Source organism: Streptomyces sp. NPDC096132 (genome assembly GCF_044763345.1).
Taxonomy (GTDB): domain Bacteria; phylum Actinomycetota; class Actinomycetes; order Streptomycetales; family Streptomycetaceae; genus Streptomyces.
In genome coordinates this window covers 40,283-62,417 of sequence record NZ_JBIWGA010000016.1, presented here as the reverse complement: position 1 = coordinate 62,417, position 22,135 = coordinate 40,283, and the positions used below count along the sequence as shown (strand labels likewise).

The following is a 22,135-nucleotide window of genomic DNA, read 5'->3' as shown; positions in this document are numbered from 1 at the left end:
CCGGAACGGTCAGGCGGCGCGGCAGAGAACCGCCGGGTCGGCGGCGGGTGCCGCCGCGCGGGCCACGCTCGCGGGGACGGGAGGGGCGGTGCGGGCGGAGGCCGCGGTCTGCGAGCGGTTGCGGGCGAAGACGACGAGGCGCAGGACCGCGAACCGCGCGACACCGGCGAGTGCGGAGGCGGACAGGTAGACGACCTGTTCGAGCACCGCACCGGGTGCCGCCACCAACTGGCGCAGGACGAGCATCGCCACGCAGGTCACCGCGTACGCGGCCACCGCGGACCCGGCCGACTGCGCATGCTGGCGCCAGGTCGCGCGCCCGCCCGCGCCGAAGGTGAAGCGGGCGTGCAGCTCGGTGGCGAGGAGCGTGGACACCACGGTGACCACGGCGTTGGCCAGGCCCCAGGGCATCCAGGAGGCGAGGGCCGCCACGGCGAAGCTGGAGGCGAGCCCCACTCCGCCGCCGCAGACCACGAAACGGGCGAAGGCGGCGAAGGTGCCGGGCGCCGCCTGCGGGGCCTTCGATCCGTTGTTTCTCATGGCGGAAACGCTACGTTGCATTCATATATCAAGCAACAATATTATTGCGATCGTCTGCGATATCTGCAGGTGAAAGCCGTGAAATCGTTGCAACGGCTTCGTTATTAACGCAACAAAGCTTGCTCGATTCATTGCAATGAAATGAGGGTGAATGCTCTGCCGACTGCCGATCACGCGGGTGACACCGAGGCCGTTCCCGGCCGCCGCCTCCTCGGTCCTGACCGCCGTACTGCTGGCGGCCGCCGTCCCGTTGGCGGGCCCGGCACCCGTGGCCCGGGCCGCGGCCTCCGCCACCTACGGCGAGCTGGCGACGAACGGGTCGTTCACGTCCGACACCGCGGACTGGTGGCAGTCCGCGAACGTCTCCACGAGCCATTCCGACGGGGCACTGCGGGCCTCCGTCGTCGCCGGGACGGTCGATCCGTGGGACGCGGTGGTCGGCCAGGACGGCATCGAGCTGCGCGAGGATGCCGCGTACACCCTGTCCTTCGACGCCCGGTCCTCGGTGGCGGCGGACATCCGGGCGACGGTGCAGATGGGGGTCGACCCCTACACCGCGCCGTTGGACCACACCGTCGCCCTGGGCACCACCACCCGGCACTTCCAGTGGACGTTCACCTCCGATGTGCGGACCACCGGACAGATCACCTTCCAGCTCGGCGGGCAGGCCGCCGCCACGGACGTGGTGCTCGACAACGTCTCGCTCACCACCTCCACCGTCCGCGAGGGCTTCTACACCGACCCGGCGAACAACGCGGCGGCCTGGGTCGAGGACAATGCGGGTGACCCCCGCGCCACGAAGATCTCGGAGGCGATAGCCGACCACAACTCGGTGAAGTGGTACGGCGACTGGGACGCCGACGGCAACAGCGCGACCGACATCGAGGCCGAGGTGAGCGACTACGTTGGCGCGGCCGCCGCGAAGGGCCGGCTCCCCGTGCTGGTCGCCTACGACATTCCCGGCCGTGACTGCGGCGGAGCCTCCTCGGGCGGCGCGGGCTCCCCGGACCAGTACAAGGCGTGGATCTCGAAGTTCGCCCGGGGCATCGGGGGCCGCCCGGCGATCGTGGTCCTGGAACCCGACGCGGTGGCCCAGGCCGCCGACGAAGCCTGTATGAAGGGCGGCGCCGAGGCTCGTTTCGACATGCTCTGGTACGCCAACCAACGGCTGCAGGAGCAGGGCGAGTTCGTGCGGACCTATCTGGACGCGGGCAACGCCACCTGGACGCTCGGCGACTCCACCACCGGCGCCCAGGGCATCGGACTGCAGAAGATGGCCGAGCTGCTCAACCGCTCCGGGGCCTCGATCGCCGGCGGTGTCTCGGTCAACGTCTCCAACTTCGACTCCACCGACGTCTCCAACGACTACGGCCGCCGTCTGGCCGCTCAGCTCCGGGCCGACTTCGGTGTCACCGTCGAGTGGGTCGTGGACACCTCCCGCAACGGCAACGGCGGTTATGTGGTCCCCGGTTCACCGAGTAGCGGGCATGTCGGCTTCTGCAACCCGGCCGACCGCAAACTCGGTGTCACCTCCCGGGCCGGCGAGGACGGCGCCGAGTACTTCCTGTGGATCAAGAACCCGGGCGACTCGGACGGCGCCGACCCGATCCACTGCCCGGCGGGCTCCCCACCGGCCGGCCAGTTCTCGCCGGACCTGGCGGAGGCCCTGATCGACGGCTCCTGAGCCCGGGTTCCCCCTCCGGATCTCCTCGGGTGCTCAGTCCGTGACCGCCTCGTGGACCAGCCGCTTGAGGTCGGGGTAGAGCTTCAGCGACCTCCTCGGCCTCACCTGTGTCAGGAACTGCACGCTCAGGTCGCGGCTCGGGTCGATCCAGAAGGTGGTGGTGGCGACGCCGCTCCAGCCGTAGGTGCCGAGGCCGGACGGGGCCTGGGTGCGGTCGGGGTCGATGACCACGGAGACGCCCAGGCCGAAGCCGACGCCGTCGTTGCCGGGCTCGTCGTGGGCGGGGCGGCTGCCGAAGGCGCGCAGGTCGACGCCGCCGGGGAGGTGGTTGCGGGTCATGAGGTCCACCGTCTCCGGGGCGAGCAGCCGGACGCCGTCGAGCTCGCCGCGTCGGCGCAGCAGCTCGCTGAAGCGGTGGATGTCGTACGCGGTCGCCACCATGCCGCCGCTTCCCGACAGGAACCGGGGGCGGCCGAACAGCGGCAGCCCGGGGATCGGTTCGATGCCACCGCTGTCGGTGTCGCCGTACAGCTCGGCGAGCCGGCCGGCCTGCTCCTCGGTGACCTGGAAGCCGGCGTCCGGCATGCCCAGCGGGCGGAAGATCCGTTCGGCGAGGAACTCGTCGAGGGGCCGGCCGGAGACGACCTCGATGAGCCTGCCCAGGACGTTGGTGGCCACCGAGTAGTTCCACTGCGTACCCGGCGCGAACTGCAGCGGCAGCCGCGCGTACGCCTCGACGGTCTCGGCCAGGTCCGAGCCGGGCAGCACCGCCGAGTCCAGATGGGCCTCGCGGTAGAGGGCGTCGACCGGGTGACAGTGGTAGAAGGCGAAGGTCAGGCCCGCGGTGTGGGTCATCAAATGCCGCACCAGCAGCGGCTGCTCGACGGGACGGGTCCTCAGGTCCTCCTTGGAGCCGCCCGCGTACACCCGCTGGCCGGCGAAGGACGGGAGATGGTCGGCGACCGGGTCGTCGAGCCGCAGCCGGCCCTCCTCCATCAGTATCAGCGCGGCCACGGAGGTGACCGGCTTGGTCATCGAGTAGATCCGGTACAGGGTGTCGGCCTCGACGGGCAGTCCGGCGGCGATGTCGCGGCGGCCGTGCGCGGTGAGGTGCGCGACCCGGCCACCCCGGGAGACGGCCACGAGGAAACCGGGCAGCCGTCCCTCGTCGACGTAGTGGGCGACATGCTGGTCGAGGCGGTCCAGCGCCTTCGCGTCCAGCCCGACCTCGCTCGGGTCGACCTCTTGTCGCAGCAGTGCCATCGTTCTCCTCCGGTGCGCTCGTGCGAGGTGCGGTCCGGGTTGCCCCTCCCGTACGACCTCAGTCCTCATGGTCGCGTAGGGAACGGGCGTACGGACCTCTTTCCACGCCGTGATCGGTGTGGGGTGTGTCGCTTCGACCAGCCGTGGAGCCGGCCGGGGCGGGTGCGGAGCGCCCCGGCAGCGCACGGCAGACCGGGAGCGCGGCCAGGGCCGCCAGCCCGAGCACGGCCATCGGGGCGCGGGCCGGGCCGAGGACCGTCAGCACGGTCGCCGAGGCCACGCCGAGCACCGGCCCGACGTTCATCGCCGTCTGCTGCAGCCCGCCCGCCACTCCGGCCGACTCGGCGGGAGCCTGCCGTACGACGACATGCGTGGCCGCCACCATCACGGCCCCGAACCCGGCGCCGACCAGCGCGAACCCGGCGGCGAAGGCCGCCTCGCCCGGGGCGCGGGCCAGGACCAGGAGACCGGCGCCGAGGAGGGCCGTCGCCCCAGCGAGCGTCGCCCTGGCGCCCGCCCGGCGCAGCAGCACCGCCGACACGGGAGCCGCCGCGATCAGGAACACCGCCAGCGGCAGGCTGAGCAGCGCGCTGTGCAGGGCGGTGAGCCCGAGGCCGTCCTGGAGGACGTAGACGCAGGCGAACAGCCCGCCGTTGAGGGCCGCCGACGCGGTGACCAGCAGGGCGAGCGCCCCGCCGACCGCGGGGGAGCCCACGACGTCCGGCGGCAGCAGGGGCGCGTGCGCGCGGCGCTCGTGCCGTACGAAGGCGACCCCCGCGAGGAGTGCCACCGGCGCGGACCAGGCGGCGCCCGGGAGCGTGACGAGGGCGTGCACCAGGCAGGCCAGCGCCACCGCGAGCAGCAGGGCGCCGGGCACGTCCAGCGGGACGGGTGCGGGCGGCCGCTTCTCCTCCCGGGAGGCCAGGGCCAGCACGCCGAACAGCAGCGCGGGCACGACATTGAGGAGGAACACCGCCCGCCAGCCGAACCCGGTGGCGAGCGCCCCGCCCACCACCGGACCGGCGGCGGCCGCCACCCCGATGGCCGCGGTGCGCACGGCGATCGGCGTGCGCAGCTTGTCCGGCGGGAACGACGCCCGCAGCATCCCCAGCGTGGCCGGCTGCAGCAGCGCCCCGAACACCCCCTGCACGACCCGCAGTCCGATCACCCAGCCCACGCCCGGCGCCCACACGATGCCCGCCGACGCGGCGCCGAAGCCGAGCATGCCGACGGCGAAGGTGCGCCGGTGCCCGTAGCTGTCGCCGAGCCGCCCGGCGAACACCAACAGGCCCGCCACGGCGACGAGATAGCCGGTGCTCGTCCACTGCACCTGGGTGAGGGAGGCGTGCAGGTCGCGGCGCAGGGTCGGCTGGGCGACGGTGAGCACGGTGCCGTCGAGGGCGACGACCACCGCCCCCGCGACACTGCTCGCCAGCGTCAGGGGTCGGTTCACCGGCCGTCCTCCGGCCCGAGGTGCGCGTCCAGCGCGGTCCGCAGCAGGGGTACGAAGTCGTCGGCGCCGGTGGCGAGTTGGAGGCTGCCCCAGCCCCACAGCTGGGCGATGCCGTGCAGGTTCGCCCACAGTGCGCCCGCGACCGCACGCGCGTCGGCGTCGGGCCGGACCCGGCCGACCAGGTCCACCAGGACGCCGAACAGCGGCAGGCTGGTGTCCCGCAGTCGCAAGTGGCCGCTCTCCAGCAGATCGTGACGGAACATCAGCTCGTACATACCGGGGTTGTCCAGGGCGAACTCCAGGTAGGCGTGCCCCAGTTCGGTGAGTTGGGCGCGCGGGTCCGCGCCGCCGTCGCCGAGCGTCGTCGTCACCCGGACCCCCAGCTGGGTGAAGCCGCGGCGGGCGATGGCCGACAGCAGCTCCAGATGGGTGGGGAAGTAGCGGCGGGGCGCGCCGTGCGAGACACCGGCCCGGCGGGCGATCTCCCGCAGGGTCAGCGCGCCGGCGCCCTCCAGGGACACCAGGTCCACGCCGACGTCGACGAGACGGGTCCGAAGATCGGGGTCCGGCTTCTCGAAATCACTCATAGACACTGTCTACCAGTGGTTGGTAGACGGTGTCTACTGGTTGAGCTGGGGCGCATCGGAGCGCGGCGGGGGAGGCCGGCCGGGGAATGCGCCCCGATGCGGCGCCCGTTGTGCCGGACATGACTCAGGACACGACGCGCAACGCACTGCTCGCACTGCTCTCCGAGGGCCGCAGCGGAGTACTGGTCACCCTCAAGCGCGACGGCCGGCCCCAGCTGTCGAACGTCAGCCACCACTACTACCCGGACGAGGGCGTCATCCGGATCTCCGTCACGGACGACCGCGCCAAGACCCGCAACCTGCGCCGCGACCCCCGGGCGTCGTACCACGTCACCACCCCGGACCACCGCGCCTACACCGTCGTCGAGGCCACCGCCGACCTCGCCCCGGTCGCCGCCGACCCCTACGACGCCACGGTGGAGGAACTCGTCCGCCTCTACCGCGACGTCCTGGGCGAACACCCCGACTGGGAGGACTACCGCGCCGCCATGGTCCGCGACCGCCGCCTGGTCGCCCGACTGCGGGTGGAGCGGGCGTACGGGATCCCGCGGGGGAGCAACGAGGGCTGAGGGGCGGGCGCGCGGCGCGGCAGCCGGGGCCCGGCGCACTCGGTGAGCGGTTCCGGGCGACGCCGCCGCCCCGGCCCTGCCCCGGGCCCGACGCGGTCGAAGTCGTCGAGTGAGCCGTCCGTACACCCCGTAGGACATGCCCGAGCCCCCGGAGCCGCGCGGGCGTCCGGGGGCTCGGGGGCCAGGGGAGGGGGTGGGGTCAGGCGGTCACCGTCTCCGGCTGGGAGACCTCGCGGGCGCCCCGCTCGCCCAGCCGCTCGGTCGGGATCTTCGCGGTCTCCCGGGCCGACAGGGCGGCGATCACCGGCGGGACGCACAGGGCCGCCGTGAACAGGGCCACCGAGGACCAGTCGTCGCCGTTCGGGCCGGCGATCTGCGCCGCGAAGGTGACCGCGAAACCGGCCACGGCGAAACCGATCTGGGTGCCGATCGCCATGCCGGACAGCCGGACCCGGGTGGAGAACATCTCGCCGTAGAAGGAGGGCCACACGCCGTTGGCGGCGCTGTAGACCACACCGAAGGTGACGATGCCCAGGAGCAGGGTCAGCGGGTAGGAGCCGGTGGAGATCGACCACAGGTACAGGAACATCATCACCGCGCTGCCGGCCGCGCCGATCAGGTACACCGGACGACGGCCGATGCGGTCGGAGAGCGTGGCCCACGCCGGGATGGCCGCCAGCGCCACCAGGTTGGCGAGCGCGCCCACCCACAGCATCGAGGAGCGGCTCATGCCGACCGAGTCGCTGGTCGCGTACGCCAGGGCCCACACGGTGAAGATGGTGCTGACCGAGGCGACGAGCGCGCCCCCGATCACCCGCAGCACATCGGCCCAGTGCTCACGCAGCAGCACCGCCAGCGGCAGCTTGACGACCTCGCCGGTGGCCTGCTGTGCCTCGAACGCCGGGGTCTCCTCCAGCTTGCGCCGGATGACGTAGCCGACGACGGCGACCGCGATGCTCATCCAGAACGGCACCCGCCAGCCCCACGACAGCAGCTGGTCCTCGGGCATCGCCGCGACCGGGATGAAGACCAGGGTGGCCAGCAGCTGTCCGCCCTGGGTGCCGCTCAGGGTGAAGCTGGTGAAGAAGCCGCGCCGGTTCGACGGCGCGTGTTCGAGCGTCATGGAGTTGGCACTGGCCTGCTCGCCGGCCGCGGAGATGCCCTGCAGGACCCGGCAGGCGACCAGCAGGACCGGGGCGAGGGTGCCGACCTGGGCCCGGGTGGGCAGACAGCCGATGAGGAACGTCGAGATGCCCATCAGGATCAGCGTGAAGACCATGATCTTCTTGCGGCCGACCCGGTCGCCGAAGTGCCCGAGGAAGAGCGCGCCGACGGGGCGGGCCGCGTAGGCGACACCGAAGGTGGCCAGCGACAGCAGGGTCGCCGTGGCCGGGTCCGACTCGTCGAAGAAGACCTTCGGGAAGATCAGCGCGGCCGCGCTGCCGTAGATGAAGAAGTCGTAGTACTCCAGGGCGCTGCCGATCCACGCCGCCGTGGCGGCTTTCTTCGGCTGGCCCGGGGGTGCTGCGGCGGGGACGGACACGGCGTGCTCCTTCGGGGGAACTCCAACGTACGTGGAGTGGGACAAGGGGGAGAAGGGCCGGATCCCTGGGGTGCGGGGCGGCTGAGCCGGGTCGGTGCCCGGTTAATTAACCCACTGGGTAGTTAGTAGCGGATGGCCAGTGATGTTGCGCCGTTGTTTCCCCACTGTCAATAGGTCGCGCGGAAGGATCTTCCGTGGATGTTCCCCGACGATCCGGGCGGCTGTGTACGCCGCCCGCCGGCCTGTCCGCTCGCCGGTAGCCGGTAGCCGGTAGCCGGTAGCCGGTAGCCGGTAGCCGGTAGCCGGTAGCCCGTAGCCCGTAGCCCGTAGCCAGTCGCCGGCCGCCCGTGCCGCGTCGGCCCGGCTCAGTCCGCCGTCCGCTCCGCCGTCAGGTAGGCGATCACCATGTCCCCGAGCATGGACCGGTAGTGCTCGCGCTGGGCCGGATCCACCAGGTCGCGGCCGAACAGGGCGCCGAAGGTGTGCCGGTTGGCCACCCGGAAGAAGCAGAACGAGCTGATCATGGCGTGCAGGTCGACGGCGTCCACCTCGGCCGTGAACAGGCCGGACTCCTGGCCGGCGGCGAGGATGCGGCGGATGACGTCGAGCGCGGGGGAGCCGATCTTGCCGAGCTTCTCGGAGGCGGCGATGTGCTCGGCCTCGTGGATGTTCTCGATGCTGACCAGGCGGATGAAGTCCGGGTGCTGCTCATGGTGGTCGAAGGTCAGCTCGGCGAGGCGCCGGATCGCCGCGACCGGGTCCAGGTGCTCGACGTCGAGCCGCTGCTCGGCCTCGCGGATCACGCCGTACGCCCGCTCCAGGACGGCGGTGAACAGCTGCTCCTTGCCGCCGAAGTAGTAGTAGATCATCCGCTTCGTGGTGCTGGTGCGGGCGGCGATGTCGTCGACGCGGGCCCCGGCGTAGCCGACGCGGGCGAACTCCTGGGTCGCCACGTCGAGGATCTCGGCCTGGGTCCGGGCGGCGTCACGGATGCGCCCGTTGGGTCGTGCCGGTTCGTCGACGCTGGTCATCGGGTTCCTTCGGCCGGGCGGGTGCGGTGCAGCGATTCTAGGAGGCCGATCCCGTCCCGTGACGTGCGAGGGCTTCCCCCATCGCCCGGCATGGTGTTATGACTAACTCACCAGTTCGTACATTAGCCAGCCGCTCAGGAGGTCCGCCGTGACCAAGGACGTGACCAAGGACTCGTATCTCGTGGGACTGATCGGTTCCGGCATCGGCCCGTCGCTCAGCCCGGCGCTGCACGAGCGGGAGGCCGACCGGCAGGGGCTGCGCTACCTGTACCGGCTGATCGACATCGACGTCCTCGGGGTCGGTCCGGAGGCGGTCGGCGACCTGGTGCGCGCCGCACGCGACCTGGGCTTCGACGGGCTGAACATCACGCATCCGTGCAAGCAGCTGGTCATCGAGCACCTCGACGCGCTCTCCCCGCAGGCCGAGGCGCTCGGCGCGGTCAACACCGTCGTCTTCGAGGACGGCAGGGCCATCGGCCACAACACCGACGTGACCGGTTTCGCCGCCTCCTTCGCCCGCGGGCTGCCGGACGTCCCGCTGGAGCGGGTCGTGCAGCTGGGCGCGGGCGGCGCGGGAGCGGCCGTCGCGCATGCCACGCTCACCCTCGGCGCCGGGCGGGTCACCGTCGTGGACGCGCTGCCCGAGCGGGCCGAACAGCTCGCCGGCTCTCTCACCGGCCACTTCGGCGACGGCCGGGCGGCCGCCGCCGGCCTCGACCGGCTGCCGGAGCTGCTCGCGCACGCCGACGGCATCGTGCACGCCACCCCCACCGGCATGGCCGCCCACCCCGGTCTGCCCTTCCCGGCCGGGCTGCTGCGGCCCGACCTGTGGGTGGCCGAGGTCGTCTACCGCCCCCTGGAGACCGAGCTGCTGCGCACCGCCCGCGCCCTGGGCTGCGCCACCCTCGACGGCGGCGGCATGGCCGTCTTCCAGGCGGTGGACGCGTTCCGTCTGTTCACCGGGCGGGAACCCGACAGCGCCCGCATGCTCGCCGACATCGCCGAGCTGGCCGGCGCCGTGGCCGCCCCCAAGTAGGCCGTGGCCGTCCCCGAGCAAGCCGTGGCCGCGCCTGAGCCAGCCGTGGCCACGCCCGAGCAAGCCGCGGTCGCGCCCGAGTGAGCCGTCGCCGTCTTCGAAGCAACCAGAACCAAAGAGGTGCCCAGGTGCGTACGTCCATCGCCACCGTCTCCCTGAGCGGATCCCTCACCGAGAAGCTCACCGCCGCCGCCCGCGCCGGTTTCGACGGCGTGGAGATCTTCGAGAACGACCTCCTCGCCAGTCCCCTCGCCCCCGAGGAGATCCGCGCCCGCTGCGCCGACCTCGGTCTCACCGTCGACCTCTACCAGCCGATGCGCGACATCGAGGCCGTGCCCGAGGCCGAGTTCGCCCGCAACCTGCGCCGCGCCCGCCACAAGTTCGAGCTGATGGGCCGGCTCGGCACGGACACCGTCCTGGTCTGCTCCAGCGTCTCCCCGCTCGCCGAGGACGACGACGCGCTCGCCGCCGAGCAGCTCGGCCGGCTGGCCGACCTCGCCCAGGACTTCGGCATCCGCGTCGCCTACGAGGCGCTCGCCTGGGGACGGCACGTCAGTACGTACGACCACGCCTGGCGCATCGTCGAACAGGCGGACCACCCGGCGCTCGGCACCTGCCTGGACAGCTTCCACATCCTGTCCCGGGGCTCGGACCCCAAGGGCATCGAGGAGATCCCGGGCGAGAAGATCTTCTTCCTGCAGCTGGCAGACGCCCCGCTGCTCGGCATGGACGTCCTGCAGTGGAGCCGCCACCATCGCTGCTTCCCGGGGCAGGGTGGATTCGATGTACCGGATCTTGTACGCCGTGTATTGCATACAGGCTACGACGGTCCGCTCTCCCTCGAGGTCTTCAACGACGTCTTCCGGCAGGCCGAGGCCGGCCCGACCGCCGTCGACGCCCGCCGCTCCCTGCTCGTCCTGCAGGAGGAGCTGGGCCTCACGGATCTGCCCGCCCCGGCCGCCCTCACCGGCGTCGCCTTCACCGAGCTGGTCACCCCCGACGCCGAACCGGTCACCGCCCTCCTCGGCACCCTCGGCTTCGCCCGTACCGCCCGCCACCGCGGCAAGCCCGTCGAACTGTGGGAGCAGGGCGAGGCCCGGATCCTGGTCAACACCGGACCGGCCGCCCTCTCCCCCTCCCGGCTTCGTTCGCGCGGGGGGACCCCCGTCGACGGCACCACCCTCGCCGCGATCGGCCTGGAGTCACCGGACCCGGCCGCCGCCGCCCGCCGCGCCGAGGCCCTGCTCGCCCCCGTCCTGCCGCGCCGCCGCGCCGCCGAGGACGCACCCCTCGAAGCGGTCGCCGCACCCGACGGCACGGAACTCTTCCTGTGCGCGACGAACCGCCCCGGACTGCCCGACTGGCGCGCCGACTTCGAGGACGTCGCGCAGCGTCCCGCCGCCGCGGACGCCCTGCGCATCGACCACGTGGCGCTCACCCAGCCCTGGCACCGCTTCGACGAGGCCGTCCTCTTCCACCGCAGCGTCCTCGGCCTCGACCCGCAGGAGAGCGTCGACGTCGCCGACCCCTACGGGCTGCTGCGCAGCCGGGCCGTCACCAACGCCGACGGCGGGGTCCGCTTCCCGCTCACCGTCGGCGCCGCGCCCGGCGACGACTCGGTCCACGCCCGGCACATCGCGCTGGCCACCGACGACGTGGTCGCCGCGGCCCGCCGCTTCACCGCGGCCGGCGGGCGTCCGCTGCCGATCCCCGCGAACTACTACGACGACCTCGCGGCCCGCTTCGAGTTCGCCGACGGCGAGCTGGAGACCTACCGGGACCTCGGCATCCTCTACGACCGGGACGCCCACGGTGTCTTCCGGCACTTCTACACCCGTACCGTCGGCCGCGTCTTCTTCGAGCTCGTCCAGCGCGACGGCGGCTACCGGGGCTACGGCGCCGCCAACGCGCCGGTGCGGCTCGCGGCCCAGCACGCCGTGCGCTGACCTACTGACGGCTGACCGTCCTGGTCACGCCCGCGACCACGGTCGTGGCCAGGATCCAGCCGGTGACGATGAGGACGTACGACAGCGTCTGGTACCCGCCGCGCGGTGCGAACGCGCCCTCCTGCCCGAACGAGATGACCGGAAGCAGCAGGTCGAGGGTGTAGAACACCGGGTCGAAGTGCGGCGCCTCGCCCGCCTTGAGGGCGGGCGGATGGTGCCCGGCGTACGCGAGGGAGCCGACGGCCAGCAGCGACAGCAGCCAGACGGCGGCCCGCAGCGGACGGAAGCCGTAGCCGACCGCGGCGTCCTGGAGATGCCCCCACACCTTCCCGTACCAGGGGAGTGTGGACCTGCGTCGGCGCTGCTTGGCGAGCTGCACCAGCCGGGCGGCCTGGTCGTCGCCGATCCGCCGGTAGGCGGCCGTCAGCTGTTCGTAGGCGTGCGGGTCGAAGCCCTCGCCGTCCCGCTCCAGCATCGGCAGCCGGCGTTCGGCGGGCTCGTGCGGGGTGAGGAAGGTGTAGGTGAGGTCGAGCAGCCGAACCTGGTCGGGGAGCATCTCCGGTTCCACGTCGAGCTGGTTGATCTCGGCCCGCCGCAGATTGAGCATCCCCTCGACCCGGGGGCCGCGGCGCAGCCAGAACTCGCCGATGGCACAGCTGCTGGCCCGCAGGGCGGTGCCGCCGGGGTTGGACAGCCGGGCGTCCAGCAGGTCCACCCGGCCCGGTATCCGGGCGCCGCGCAGATCGATCCGGCCTTCCGCGCGCAGCCGGCGGGCGAGCAGGTTGGCGCCGATCTCGAGGGCCTCGGCGTCCAGGACGTGCGCGCCGGGGTGGGCGAGTTCGGCGTCCTCCAGGTCGAGCGAACCGGCGATGCCGGCCCCGTCCAGGCGGATCAGGCCCCGGGCCCGTAGACCGCGGGCGCACAGGTCGTCGTCGACGGACACCTGGTTGAGCTGCAGCACCGGCTGCGGCCCGGCCGCCGCGGTGATCTCCACGCCCTCCAGGAACAGCGCCCCGCTGATCTGGGCCCCGTCGAGGCGGACCGGACCGCCGAACCGGCAGCGGGTCAGCCGCAGGCTGCCGTCGACCTGGGCCCGGGTGACCGACAGGCCGGGCATCTGCGAGTCGCGCATGCTCAGATAGCGCAGATGGGCACCGGTGAAGTCCGGCAGCTCCTCGAAGGCGCAGTGGGTCAGATGGACGACGCTCTCGACGGTCGCGTACCGCAGATCCAGCGCACCGGTGATCCGGGCGCCGCGCACCTTGACGGCGGCTATCTCCCCCGGTTCCTGGGGCCCGTTGAGGAGCAGAGCCCGCAACACCCGGGCCCGCACCGTCCGTTCGCCGTCATCGCCGTCGTCGCCGCCCCGGAAGTCCACCTCCGTACCCGTGGCGAAGGCCCGCCAGACGCGCTGTTCGGCCGGTGTCAGATCGTTGATCTCCATCAGCCGCGACTCTGGCGGGCCCCGTGAGCGGTGTCAACCGGCTACGGCCTGACGTTCCACTCCGCGATCACGGGCCGTCCGTGCTCCGTGGACAGCCGGCTGTAGGTTCCCGTGGCCAGCTGGAACAACCGCCCCTCCGCGGGCGGGAGTCCGAGCCGACGGGCCGTCAGGACCCGCAGGAAGTGCCCGTGGGCGACGAGGACGGCGTCCCCGCCGCAGTTCGCGAGCGCCGCGTCCACCCGGGAGAGCACCCGGTCGGCGCGCAGCCCGATCTCCTCGGGCGACTCACCGGGGTGCCCGTCGGGGCCGGGCGGTACGCCGTCGGTCCACAGGTCCCAGGTGGGGCGGGTGCGGTGGATCTCGACGGTGGTGATGCCCTCGTACGCCCCGTAGTCCCACTCGTGCAGGTCGGGTTCGGCGACCGCCGCGCCGACGCCGGCGAGTTCGGCGGTGCGCACCGCGCGGCGCAGCGGGCTGGTCAGGGCGAGGCAGAAGGGCCGGCCGGAGAAGAAGGGAGCGAGCGACTTCGCCTGCCCCTCACCGTGCTCGGTGAGGGGCAGGTCGGTGAAGCTGGTGTGCTGTCCCGACCGGCTCCACTCCGTCTCTCCGTGGCGGACCAGCAGAAGATCCCCCACGGCCGGCTACTCCTTCGCGGACTCGACGGCGTGGCCGCCGAACTGGTTGCGCAGCGCCGCGATCATCTTCATCTGCGGCGAGTCGTCCTGGCGGGACGTGAACCGCGCGAAGAGGGAGGCCGTGATGGCGGGCAGCGGTACGGCGTTGTCGATGGCGGCCTCGACCGTCCACCGTCCCTCGCCGGAGTCCTGCGCCCAGCCGCGCAGCTTGTCGAGGTGCTCGTCCTCGTCGAGGGCGTTGACCGCGAGGTCGAGCAGCCAGGACCGGATGACCGTGCCCTCCTGCCAGGAGCGGAAGACCTCGCGCACGTCCGTGACGGAGTCGACCTTCTCCAGGAGCTCCCAGCCCTCCGCGTAGGCCTGCATCATGGCGTACTCGATGCCGTTGTGGACCATCTTCGAGAAGTGTCCCGCGCCCACCTTGCCCGCGTGGACATAGCCGTACGGGCCCTCCGGCTTGAGCGCGTCGAAGAGCGGCTGGAGCCGCTCCACGTGCGCCTTGTCGCCGCCGACCATCAGGGCGTAGCCGTTCTGCAGGCCCCACACTCCGCCGGAGACACCGGCGTCGACGAAGCCGATGCCCTTGGCGCCGAGTTCGGCGGCGTGCTTCTCGTCGTCCGTCCAGCGGGAGTTGCCGCCGTCGACGACCGTGTCCCCGGCCTCCAGCAGATCCCCGAGTTCGTCGACGACCGACTGGGTGGGGGCGCCTGCCGGGACCATCACCCAGACGGTGCGCGGCGCGTCGAGCTGCGCGACCAGCTCGGGCAGACCGCTCACGTCGGAGAGGTCGGGGTTGCGGTCGTAGCCGATGACGGTGTGGCCGGCGCGGCGGATGCGCTCGCGCATGTTGCCGCCCATCTTGCCGAGACCAATCAGACCCAGCTGCATGTCAGTTCACTACTTCCTGAGTTCACGGTAGGCGGCCACGAGGGCGGCGGTGGAGGGGTCGAGGCCGGGGACGGCCGCGCCCTCGGTCAGGGCGGGTTCGACGCGCTTGGCGAGGACCTTGCCGAGCTCCACGCCCCACTGGTCGAAGGAGTCGATGTTCCAGACGGCGCCCTGGACGAACACCTTGTGCTCGTAGAGGGCGATGAGCTGGCCGAGGACCGACGGGGTCAGCTCGCGGGCGAGGATCGTGGTGGTGGGGTGGTCGCCCCGGAAGGTGCGGTGCGCCACCTGCTCCTCGGGCACACCCTCCGCGCGGACCTCGTCGGCGGTCTTGCCGAAGGCGAGCGCCTGCCCCTGCGCGAACATGTTGGCCATCAACAGGTCGTGCTGCGCCTTGAGTTCGTCGCTCAGCTCGTCGACGGGACGGGCGAAGCCGATCAGGTCGGCCGGGATCAGCTTCGTACCCTGGTGGATCAACTGGTAGTAGGCGTGCTGCCCGTTGGTGCCGGGCGTGCCCCACACCACCGGACCGGTCTGCCACTCCACCGGCCGGCCCTCGCGGTCCACCGACTTGCCGTTGGACTCCATGTCGAGCTGCTGGAGGTAGGCGGTGAACTTCGACAGGTAGTGGCTGTAGGGCAGCACCGCGTGCGACTGGGCGCCGAGGAAGTTGCCGTACCAGATGCCCAACAGGCCCAGGATCAAAGGGGCGTTGGCCTCGGCAGGGGCGGTGCGGAAGTGCTCGTCGACCAGGTGGAAACCGTCGAGCATCTCGCGGAAGCGGTCCGGCCCGATGGCGATCATCAGGGAGAGGCCGATCGCCGAGTCGTAGGAGTAGCGACCGCCGACCCAGTCCCAGAACTCGAACATGTTGGCCGTGTCGATGCCGAAGTCGGCGACCTTCTCGGCGTTGGTCGACAGCGCCACGAAATGCTTCGCGACCGCCTTCTCTCCCCCACTCTCGAATTCGCTCGAGCGGGAGGTGCCCCCACCGCCCAGGCCCTCGAGGAGCCAGGAACGGGCCGAGGTGGCGTTGGTGATCGTCTCGATGGTGGTGAAGGTCTTGGACGCGACGATGAACAGCGTCTCCGCCGGGTCCAGGTCCCGCACCGCCTCGTGCAGGTCGGCGCCGTCGACGTTCGACACGAAACGGAACGTCAGCTCCCGTGCGCTGTAGGCCCGCAGCGCCTCGTACGCCATCGCCGGGCCCAGGTCGGAGCCGCCGATGCCGATGTTGACGACGTTCCTGATCCGCCGGCCGGTGTGGCCGGTCCACTCGCCGGAGCGGACCCGCTCGGCGAAGTCGCTCATCCTCGCGAGCACGGAGTGGACCTGGGGCACGACGTTGTGGCCGTCGACCTCGACGACCGCGTCCGCCGGGGCCCGCAGCGCGGTGTGCAGGACGGCGCGCCCCTCGGTGGTGTTGATCCTCTCGCCGCGGAACATGGCGTCCCGCAGCCCGAACACGCCGGTGGCGGTGGCCAGTTCGGTCAGCAGGGCCAGCGTCTCGTCGGTGACCAGGTTCTTGGAGTAGTCGATGCGCAGGTCGCCGACGCGGACCACGTACCGCTCCGCGCGCCCGGGGTCCGCCGCGAACAGCTCACGCAGATGCGTCTGCCGGCCTGCGCGGTGGTCCTCCAGCGCGGTCCACTCGGGCCGCCGCGTGAGCAGGGGGGTGTCAGACATGAGAGGGGGTCTCCTTGGTGGCCTCGCCCCTGAGGGCGACGGCGTACATCTCGTCCGCGTCGAGGCGCCTGAGCTCCTCGGCGATGAGTTCGGAGGTGGTGCGGACCTTCAGCGCGAGGGTGCGCGAGGGCTGGTCCGGCAGCGTCAGCGTGGCGAGGGGACCCTCGGGGCGGTCGATGACGATGTCGCCGCCCGCGGTGCCCAGCCGCACGGCCGTGACGACCGGCCCGGCGGTGACGACCCGGTCGATCCGGACGCCCAGCCGGGCCTCCAGCCAGCGCGCCAGCAACTCCGCGGCCGGGTTGTCCGCCTCGGCCTCCACCGCCCCGGACACGATCGGCACCCGGGCCTGGTCCAGGGCCGCCGCCAGCATCGAGCGCCACGGCGTCAGCCGGGTCCAGGCGAGGTCGGTGTCGCCGGGGGCGTAGGAGCGCACCCGGGTCTCCAGCGTCTGCAGCGGGTTCTCCACCGCGTACAGATCGGTGATCCTGCGCTGCGCGAGCGCGCCCAGCGGGTCCTTGGAGGGGTTCTCCGGCGCGTCCACCGGCCACCACACGACGACCGGCGCGTCCGGCAGCAGCAGCGGCAGCACGACGGAGTCGGCGTGGTCGGACACCTCGCCGTAGGTCCGCAGGACGACCGTCTCGCCGGTGCCGGCCTCGGAACCGACGCGCACCTCCGCGTCCAGCCGCGACTGGGTGCGCTCGCGCGGGGTGCGGGCGTGCCGCTTGATGACGACCAGGGTGCGCGAGGGGTGCTCGTGCGAGGCCTCCTCGGCCGCCTTGATCGAGTCGTAGGCGTTCTCTTCGTCCGTGACGATGACCATCGTCAGGACCATGCCCACGGCGGGTGTGCCGATGGCGCGGCGACCCTGCACCAGCGCCTTGTTGATCTTGCTTGCCGTGGTGTCGGTCAGGTCGATCTTCATGGCCTGCGCCAGCTCCGTCCGTCTCGTGCGAGCATCTCGTCGGCTTCCTTCGGACCCCAGCTGCCCGAGGGGTACTGCGCGGGCCTGCCGTGGGTCGCCCAGTACTCCTCGATCGGGTCGAGGATCTTCCAGGACTCTTCCACTTCCTGGTGCCGGGGGAAAAGGTTGGCATCGCCGAGCAGTACGTCCAGGATGAGGCGCTCGTACGCCTCCGGGCTGGACTCGGTGAAGGACTCGCCGTAGGCGAAGTCCATCGTGACGTCCCGGATCTCCATCGAGGTACCCGGCACCTTCGAGCCGAAGCGGACCGTGATGCCCTCGTCCGGCTGGACGCGGATGACGATCGCGTTCTGCCCGAGCTCCTCGGTGGCGGTGGAGTCGAACGGGGAGTGGGGCGCCCGCTGGAACACCACCGCGATCTCGGTGACCCGGCGGCCGAGCCGCTTGCCGGTGCGCAGGTAGAACGGGACGCCCGCCCAGCGCCGGTTGTCGACGTTCAGCTTCACGGCGGCGTACGTGTCCGTCACGGAGGCCGGGTCGATGCCGTCCTCCTCCAGGTAGCCGCGCACCTTCTCACCGCCCTGCCAGGCGCCCGCGTACTGCGCCCGCACGGTGTGCCGGCCCAGGTCCTCCGGCAGCTTCACGGCCTTGAGCACCTTGAGCTTCTCGGTGAGCAGCGAGGACGCGTCGAAGGAGGCGGGCTCCTCCATGGCGGTCAGGGCCATGAGCTGGAGGAGGTGGTTCTGGATGACGTCACGGGCCGAGCCGATGCCGTCGTAGTAGCCGGCGCGGCCGCCGATGCCGATGTCCTCCGCCATCGTGATCTGTACGTGGTCGACGAAGGACCGGTTCCAGATCGGCTCGAACATCGTGTTGGCGAAGCGCAGCGCCAGGATGTTCTGGACGGTCTCCTTGCCCAGGTAGTGGTCGATGCGGAACACCTGGTCCGGATCGAACACGTCGTGCACGACCGCGTTCAGTTCCTGCGCGCTCGCCAGGTCGTGGCCGAACGGCTTCTCGATCACCGCCCGCCGCCAGGAGCCCTCCGGCGCCTTCGCCAGCCCGTGCTTCTTCAGCTGCTCGACGACCTTCGGGAAGAACTTCGGCGGCACGGAGAGGTAGAAGGCGAAGTTGCCGCCCGTGCCGCGGGAGGTGTCCAGCTCGTCGACGGCGGCCTTGAGCTGCTTGAACGCCGTGTCGTCGTCGAAGTCGCCGGGGATGAACCGCATGCCCTCGGCGAGCTGCTGCCAGACCTCCTCACGGAACTCCGTCCGGGCGTGCTCGCGCACCGCGTCGTGGACGACCTGCGCGAAGTCCTGGTCCTCCCAGTCCCGGCGGGCGAACCCGACGAGCGAGAAGCCCGGCGGCAGCAGACCCCGGTTGGCGAGGTCGTAGACGGCCGGCATCAGCTTCTTGCGGGACAGGTCGCCCGTCACCCCGAAGATGACGAGGCCGGACGGGCCGGCGATACGGGGCAGACGCCGGTCGCGGGGATCCCGCAGGGGGTTGTCCCACTCAACGATGGTGGTCATTCCGCGTCAGCTCCCTTGCTCTGCAGCGACTTCGTGACCGTGTTCAGCAAGTCCTCCCACGCCGCCTCGAACTTGGCGACACCCTCGTCCTCCAACCGGGTGACGACCTCGTCGTACGAGATGCCGAGTGCCGCTACGGCGGCCAGGTCGGCGCGGGCCTGTGCGTAGCCGCCGGTCACGGTGTCGCCGGTGATGACGCCGTGGTCGGCGGTGGCGTTCAGGGTGGCCTCGGGCATGGTGTTGACGGTGCCCGGCGCCACCAGATCGTCCACATACAGCGTGTCCTTGTATGCAGGATCCTTCACACCGGTGGATGCCCACAGCGGACGCTGCTTGTTCGCCCCCGCCCCGGCCGGCGCGGTCCACCGGTCACCGGCGAAGACCTCCTCGTACGCCTCGTAGGCCAGCCGCGCGTTGGCCAGCGCGGCCTTCCCCTTCAGCGCGAGGGCCTCGTCCGTGCCGAGCACCGTCAGCCGCTTGTCGATCTCGGAGTCCACGCGCGAGACGAAGAAGGAGGCCACGGAGTGGATGGCGGAGAGGTCCAGGCCGTTGGAAAGCGCTTTCTCGAGGCCGGCCAGGTAGGCGTCCATGACCTCGCGGTAGCGCTCCAGCGAGAAGATCAGCGTGACGTTGACGCTGATGCCGAGGCCGATGACCTCGGTGATGGCCGGCAGACCGGCCTTCGTCGCCGGGATCTTGATCATGACGTTGGGGCGGTCGACGAGCCAGGCGAGCTGCTTGGCCTCGGCGATGGTGGCTGCGGTGTCGTGGGCGAGGCGGGGGTCGACCTCGATGGAGACACGACCGTCGCGGCCGCCGGAGGTCGTGTATACAGAATCCAGGATATCGGCTGCGGCCCGTACGTCGGCGGTCGTCATCATCCGGACGGCCTCGTCGACCGTCACACCCCGCACCGCCAGGTCGGCGAGCTGGTCCTCGTAACCCTCGCCGGAGCCGATGGCGGCCTGGAAGATGGACGGGTTGGTGGTGACGCCGACGACATGCTTCGTGGCGACGAGTTCGGCGAGGTTGCCGGACCGGATCCGCTTGCGCGACAGGTCGTCCAGCCAGATGGAGACGCCCTCGTCGGACAGGCGCTTCAGGGCTCCCGCGGGGGCGGTTGCTTCGGTCACTGTGATCATCTTCTTTCTGGCGTTCGGATCAACCACGGGCGGCGGCGAGGGATTCCCGGGCTGCGGCGGCGACGTTCTCGGGGGTGAAGCCGTACTCGGCGAACAGGGTGTTCGCGTCGGCGGAGGCCCCGAAGTGCTCGAGGGAGACGATCCGTCCGGCGTCCCCCACGAACCGGTACCAGGTCAGGCCGATGCCCGCCTCGACCGCGACACGGGCCTTCACCGACGGCGGCAGGACACTGTCGCGGTACGCGCGCGGCTGCTCCTCGAACCACTCCACGGACGGCATCGACACCACGCGCGTCCCGATCCCCTCGGCCTCCAGCAGCTCCCGCGCGGCGACGGCGAGCTGCACCTCGGAACCCGTCGCGAGGAGCACGACGTCGGGGGTCTGCGTCGAGGACTCCCGCAGGACGTAACCGCCCTTCGCGGCATCCTCGTTGGGCTCGTAGGTCGGCACGCCCTGGCGGGTGAGGGCCAGACCGTGCGGGGCGGGACGGGTCGCGTGCCGCTTGAGGATCTCGGCCCAGGCGATCGCGGTCTCGTTGGCGTCGGCCGGGCGCACGATGTTCAGGCCCGGGATGGCGCGCAGCGACGCGAGGTGCTCGACCGGCTGGTGGGTCGGGCCGTCCTCGCCGAGGCCGACGGAGTCGTGCGTCCACACGTACGTCACCGGCAGCTGCATCAGCGCCGACATGCGCACCGCGTTGCGCATGTAGTCGGAGAACACGAGGAAAGTGCCGCCGTAGATACGGGTGTTGCCGTGCAGGGCGATGCCGTTCATCTCCGCGGCCATCGAGAACTCACGGATGCCGAAGTGCACGGTGCGGCCGTACGGGTTCGCCTCCGGCAGCGGGTTGCCCTCGGGGAGGAAGGAGGAGGTCTTGTCGATGGTGGTGTTGTTGGAGCCGGCCAGGTCGGCCGAGCCGCCCCACAGTTCGGGGACGACCGCGCCGAGCGCCTGGAGCACCTTGCCGGACGCGGCCCGGGTGGCGACGGACTTGCCGGGCTCGAACACCGGCAGCGCGTCCTGCCAGCCCTCGGGGAGCTGCCCCGCGACGACCCGGTCGAACAGCTTCGCCCGCTCGGGCTGGGCACCGCGCCACTCGTCGAGCCGCTTGTCCCAGGCGGCGTGGGCCTCGGCGCCCCGGTCGAGGGCCGCGCGGGTGTGGGCGAGGACGTCGGCGTCGACCTGGAAGGACTGCTCGGGGTCGAAGCCCAGCACCCGCTTGGTGGCGGCGATCTCGTCCGCGCCGAGCGCGGAGCCGTGCGAGGCCTCGGTGTTCTGGGCGTTGGGGGCGGGCCAGGCGATGATCGTGCGCAGCGCGACGATCGACGGGCGCCCGGTCTGCGCCTGCGCCGCCTTCAGGGCCGTATACAGGCTGGATACGTCGATGTCGCCGTTCGGGGCGGGCTCGACGCGCTGCACGTGCCAGCCGTATGCCTCGTACCGCTTCAGCACGTCCTCCGAGAACGCGGTCGCGGTGTCGCCCTCGATGGAGATGTGGTTGTCGTCGTAGAGGAAGACCAGGTTGCCGAGCTTCTGGTGGCCGGCCAGGGAGGAGGCCTCGGCGGAGACGCCCTCCTCCAGGTCACCGTCGGAGACGATCGCCCAGATCGTGTGGTCGAACGGGGACTCGCCCTGCGGGGCCTCCGGGTCGAACAGGCCGCGCTCGTAACGGGCGGCCATCGCCATGCCGACGGCGTTGGCGACACCCTGACCGAGCGGCCCGGTGGTGGTCTCGACGCCGGCGGTGTGCCCGTACTCGGGGTGCCCGGGCGTCTTCGACCCCTGGGTGCGGAAGCTCTTCAGGTCGTCCAGCTCCAGTTCGTAGCCGGAGAGGAAGAGCTGGGTGTAGAGGGTCAGTGAGGTGTGGCCGGGGGAGAGGACGAAGCGGTCACGGCCGGTCCACTCCGGGTCCGCCGGATCGTGACGCATCACCTTCTGAAAGATCGTGTACGCGGCCGGGGCCAGGCTCATCGCGGTGCCGGGGTGGCCGTTGCCCACCCGCTGTACGGCATCCGCCGCCAGAAGGCGTGCGGTGTCGACGGCACGCCGGTCGAGTTCGGTCCACTCGAAGCTGTTCGAAGTCTGCGTGCTCATCTTCAAGAAGTCCTCGATGGGAGGGGGAGACCAGCTCTGACGCGTTCAAAAGTAAAAGTCTGACTTTTAAGGGGGAAGGTCTTCCTGTGTCAGCCTGTGGTGAAACTGGGACACGGACGGCGGCAGCAGGACG

18 protein-coding genes are annotated in these 22,135 nt (G+C 71.5%); 4 read left to right on the top strand and 14 right to left on the bottom strand.

What is annotated here, in order from left to right; genetic code table 11:
- Window positions 1-9: 9 nt before the first annotated feature.
- Window positions 10-540 carry a hypothetical protein gene (locus ACIRF9_RS32845; RefSeq protein WP_403829574.1) on the bottom strand — a complete coding sequence of 177 codons (531 nt, stop codon included), beginning with the start codon at window positions 538-540 and terminating at the stop codon, window positions 10-12.
- Window positions 541-691: 151 nt separating this feature from the next.
- Between ACIRF9_RS32845 and ACIRF9_RS32840 the strand changes: the two genes are divergently transcribed.
- Entirely contained in the window at window positions 692-2,224 is a 1,533-nt protein-coding gene (locus ACIRF9_RS32840; protein WP_403829571.1) for a glycoside hydrolase family 6 protein, read from the top strand.
- Window positions 2,225-2,257: 33 nt separating this feature from the next.
- Here ACIRF9_RS32840 and ACIRF9_RS32835 read toward each other — a convergent pair whose 3' ends face one another.
- From ACIRF9_RS32835 to ACIRF9_RS32825, 3 genes are read right to left on the bottom strand one after another with little or no spacing between them, the layout of a single operon-like run.
- The gene (locus tag ACIRF9_RS32835) at window positions 2,258-3,487 is read right to left on the bottom strand and encodes a serine hydrolase domain-containing protein (protein ID WP_403829569.1); all 1,230 of its coding nucleotides are present in this window, start codon (window positions 3,485-3,487) and stop codon (window positions 2,258-2,260) included.
- A 58-nt stretch (window positions 3,488-3,545) separates the two neighbouring features.
- On the bottom strand, window positions 3,546-4,940 hold the full coding sequence (locus ACIRF9_RS32830) for an MFS transporter (protein WP_403829567.1): 1,395 nt from the start codon (window positions 4,938-4,940) through the stop codon (window positions 3,546-3,548).
- Window positions 4,937-5,527, bottom strand: a complete 591-nt coding sequence (locus ACIRF9_RS32825) for a TetR/AcrR family transcriptional regulator (RefSeq protein WP_403829565.1) — start codon at window positions 5,525-5,527, stop codon at window positions 4,937-4,939. Before ACIRF9_RS32825 ends, ACIRF9_RS32830 begins: the two co-directional genes overlap by 4 nt.
- 119 nt (window positions 5,528-5,646) lie before the next feature.
- Here ACIRF9_RS32825 and ACIRF9_RS32820 point away from each other — a divergent pair, with 119 nt between their 5' ends.
- Window positions 5,647-6,096 (top strand): PPOX class F420-dependent oxidoreductase, encoded by a 450-nt coding sequence (locus ACIRF9_RS32820; protein ID WP_403829563.1) that lies wholly within the window; start codon window positions 5,647-5,649, stop codon window positions 6,094-6,096.
- A 199-nt stretch (window positions 6,097-6,295) separates the two neighbouring features.
- Here the strand turns inward: ACIRF9_RS32820 and ACIRF9_RS32815 are convergent, their stop codons facing one another.
- Complete coding sequence (locus ACIRF9_RS32815; protein WP_403829561.1) at window positions 6,296-7,639, bottom strand: MFS transporter; 1,344 nt, start codon at window positions 7,637-7,639, stop codon at window positions 6,296-6,298.
- Window positions 7,640-8,004: 365 nt separating this feature from the next.
- The gene (locus tag ACIRF9_RS32810; protein WP_403829559.1) at window positions 8,005-8,670 is read right to left on the bottom strand and encodes a TetR family transcriptional regulator; all 666 of its coding nucleotides are present in this window, start codon (window positions 8,668-8,670) and stop codon (window positions 8,005-8,007) included.
- Window positions 8,671-8,830: 160 nt separating this feature from the next.
- On the opposite strand from ACIRF9_RS32810, the gene ACIRF9_RS32805 reads away from it, so the two are divergent.
- Entirely contained in the window at window positions 8,831-9,706 is an 876-nt protein-coding gene (locus tag ACIRF9_RS32805) for a shikimate dehydrogenase (RefSeq protein ID WP_403829948.1), read from the top strand.
- Between the two features lie 128 nt (window positions 9,707-9,834).
- Window positions 9,835-11,652 carry a bifunctional sugar phosphate isomerase/epimerase/4-hydroxyphenylpyruvate dioxygenase family protein gene (locus ACIRF9_RS32800; RefSeq protein ID WP_403829557.1) on the top strand — a complete coding sequence of 606 codons (1,818 nt, stop codon included), beginning with the start codon at window positions 9,835-9,837 and terminating at the stop codon, window positions 11,650-11,652.
- A gap of 1 nt (window position 11,653) precedes the next feature.
- On the opposite strand, the gene ACIRF9_RS32795 is transcribed toward ACIRF9_RS32800, so the two are convergent.
- The 8 genes from ACIRF9_RS32795 to tkt are packed head-to-tail and all read right to left on the bottom strand — an operon-like array spanning window position 11,654 to window position 22,002.
- On the bottom strand, window positions 11,654-13,096 hold the full coding sequence (locus ACIRF9_RS32795) for a membrane-associated oxidoreductase (RefSeq protein WP_403829554.1): 1,443 nt from the start codon (window positions 13,094-13,096) through the stop codon (window positions 11,654-11,656).
- 41 nt (window positions 13,097-13,137) lie between these two features.
- Window positions 13,138-13,731: a histidine phosphatase family protein gene (locus tag ACIRF9_RS32790; RefSeq protein ID WP_403829552.1), complete on the bottom strand. Its 594-nt coding sequence runs from the start codon at window positions 13,729-13,731 to the stop codon at window positions 13,138-13,140.
- A gap of 6 nt (window positions 13,732-13,737) precedes the next feature.
- Window positions 13,738-14,619: a phosphogluconate dehydrogenase (NAD(+)-dependent, decarboxylating) gene (gnd, locus tag ACIRF9_RS32785; RefSeq protein WP_403829549.1), complete on the bottom strand. Its 882-nt coding sequence runs from the start codon at window positions 14,617-14,619 to the stop codon at window positions 13,738-13,740.
- Between the two features lie 9 nt (window positions 14,620-14,628).
- The gene (pgi, locus tag ACIRF9_RS32780; protein WP_403829547.1) at window positions 14,629-16,305 is read right to left on the bottom strand and encodes a glucose-6-phosphate isomerase; all 1,677 of its coding nucleotides are present in this window, start codon (window positions 16,303-16,305) and stop codon (window positions 14,629-14,631) included.
- Window positions 16,298-17,233, bottom strand: coding sequence for a glucose-6-phosphate dehydrogenase assembly protein OpcA (gene opcA, locus ACIRF9_RS32775; protein ID WP_403829545.1), 936 nt, complete (start codon window positions 17,231-17,233; stop codon window positions 16,298-16,300). Before opcA ends, pgi begins: the two co-directional genes overlap by 8 nt.
- Window positions 17,230-18,765, bottom strand: coding sequence for a glucose-6-phosphate dehydrogenase (zwf, locus tag ACIRF9_RS32770; RefSeq protein WP_403829542.1), 1,536 nt, complete (start codon window positions 18,763-18,765; stop codon window positions 17,230-17,232). Before zwf ends, opcA begins: the two co-directional genes overlap by 4 nt.
- Window positions 18,762-19,907, bottom strand: coding sequence for a transaldolase (gene tal / locus ACIRF9_RS32765; protein WP_403829540.1), 1,146 nt, complete (start codon window positions 19,905-19,907; stop codon window positions 18,762-18,764). Before tal ends, zwf begins: the two co-directional genes overlap by 4 nt.
- Window positions 19,908-19,926: 19 nt before the next feature.
- A complete protein-coding gene (tkt, locus tag ACIRF9_RS32760) occupies window positions 19,927-22,002 on the bottom strand; it encodes a transketolase (protein ID WP_403829538.1) in 2,076 nt (691 codons plus the stop codon).
- Window positions 22,003-22,135: the final 133 nt, after the last annotated feature.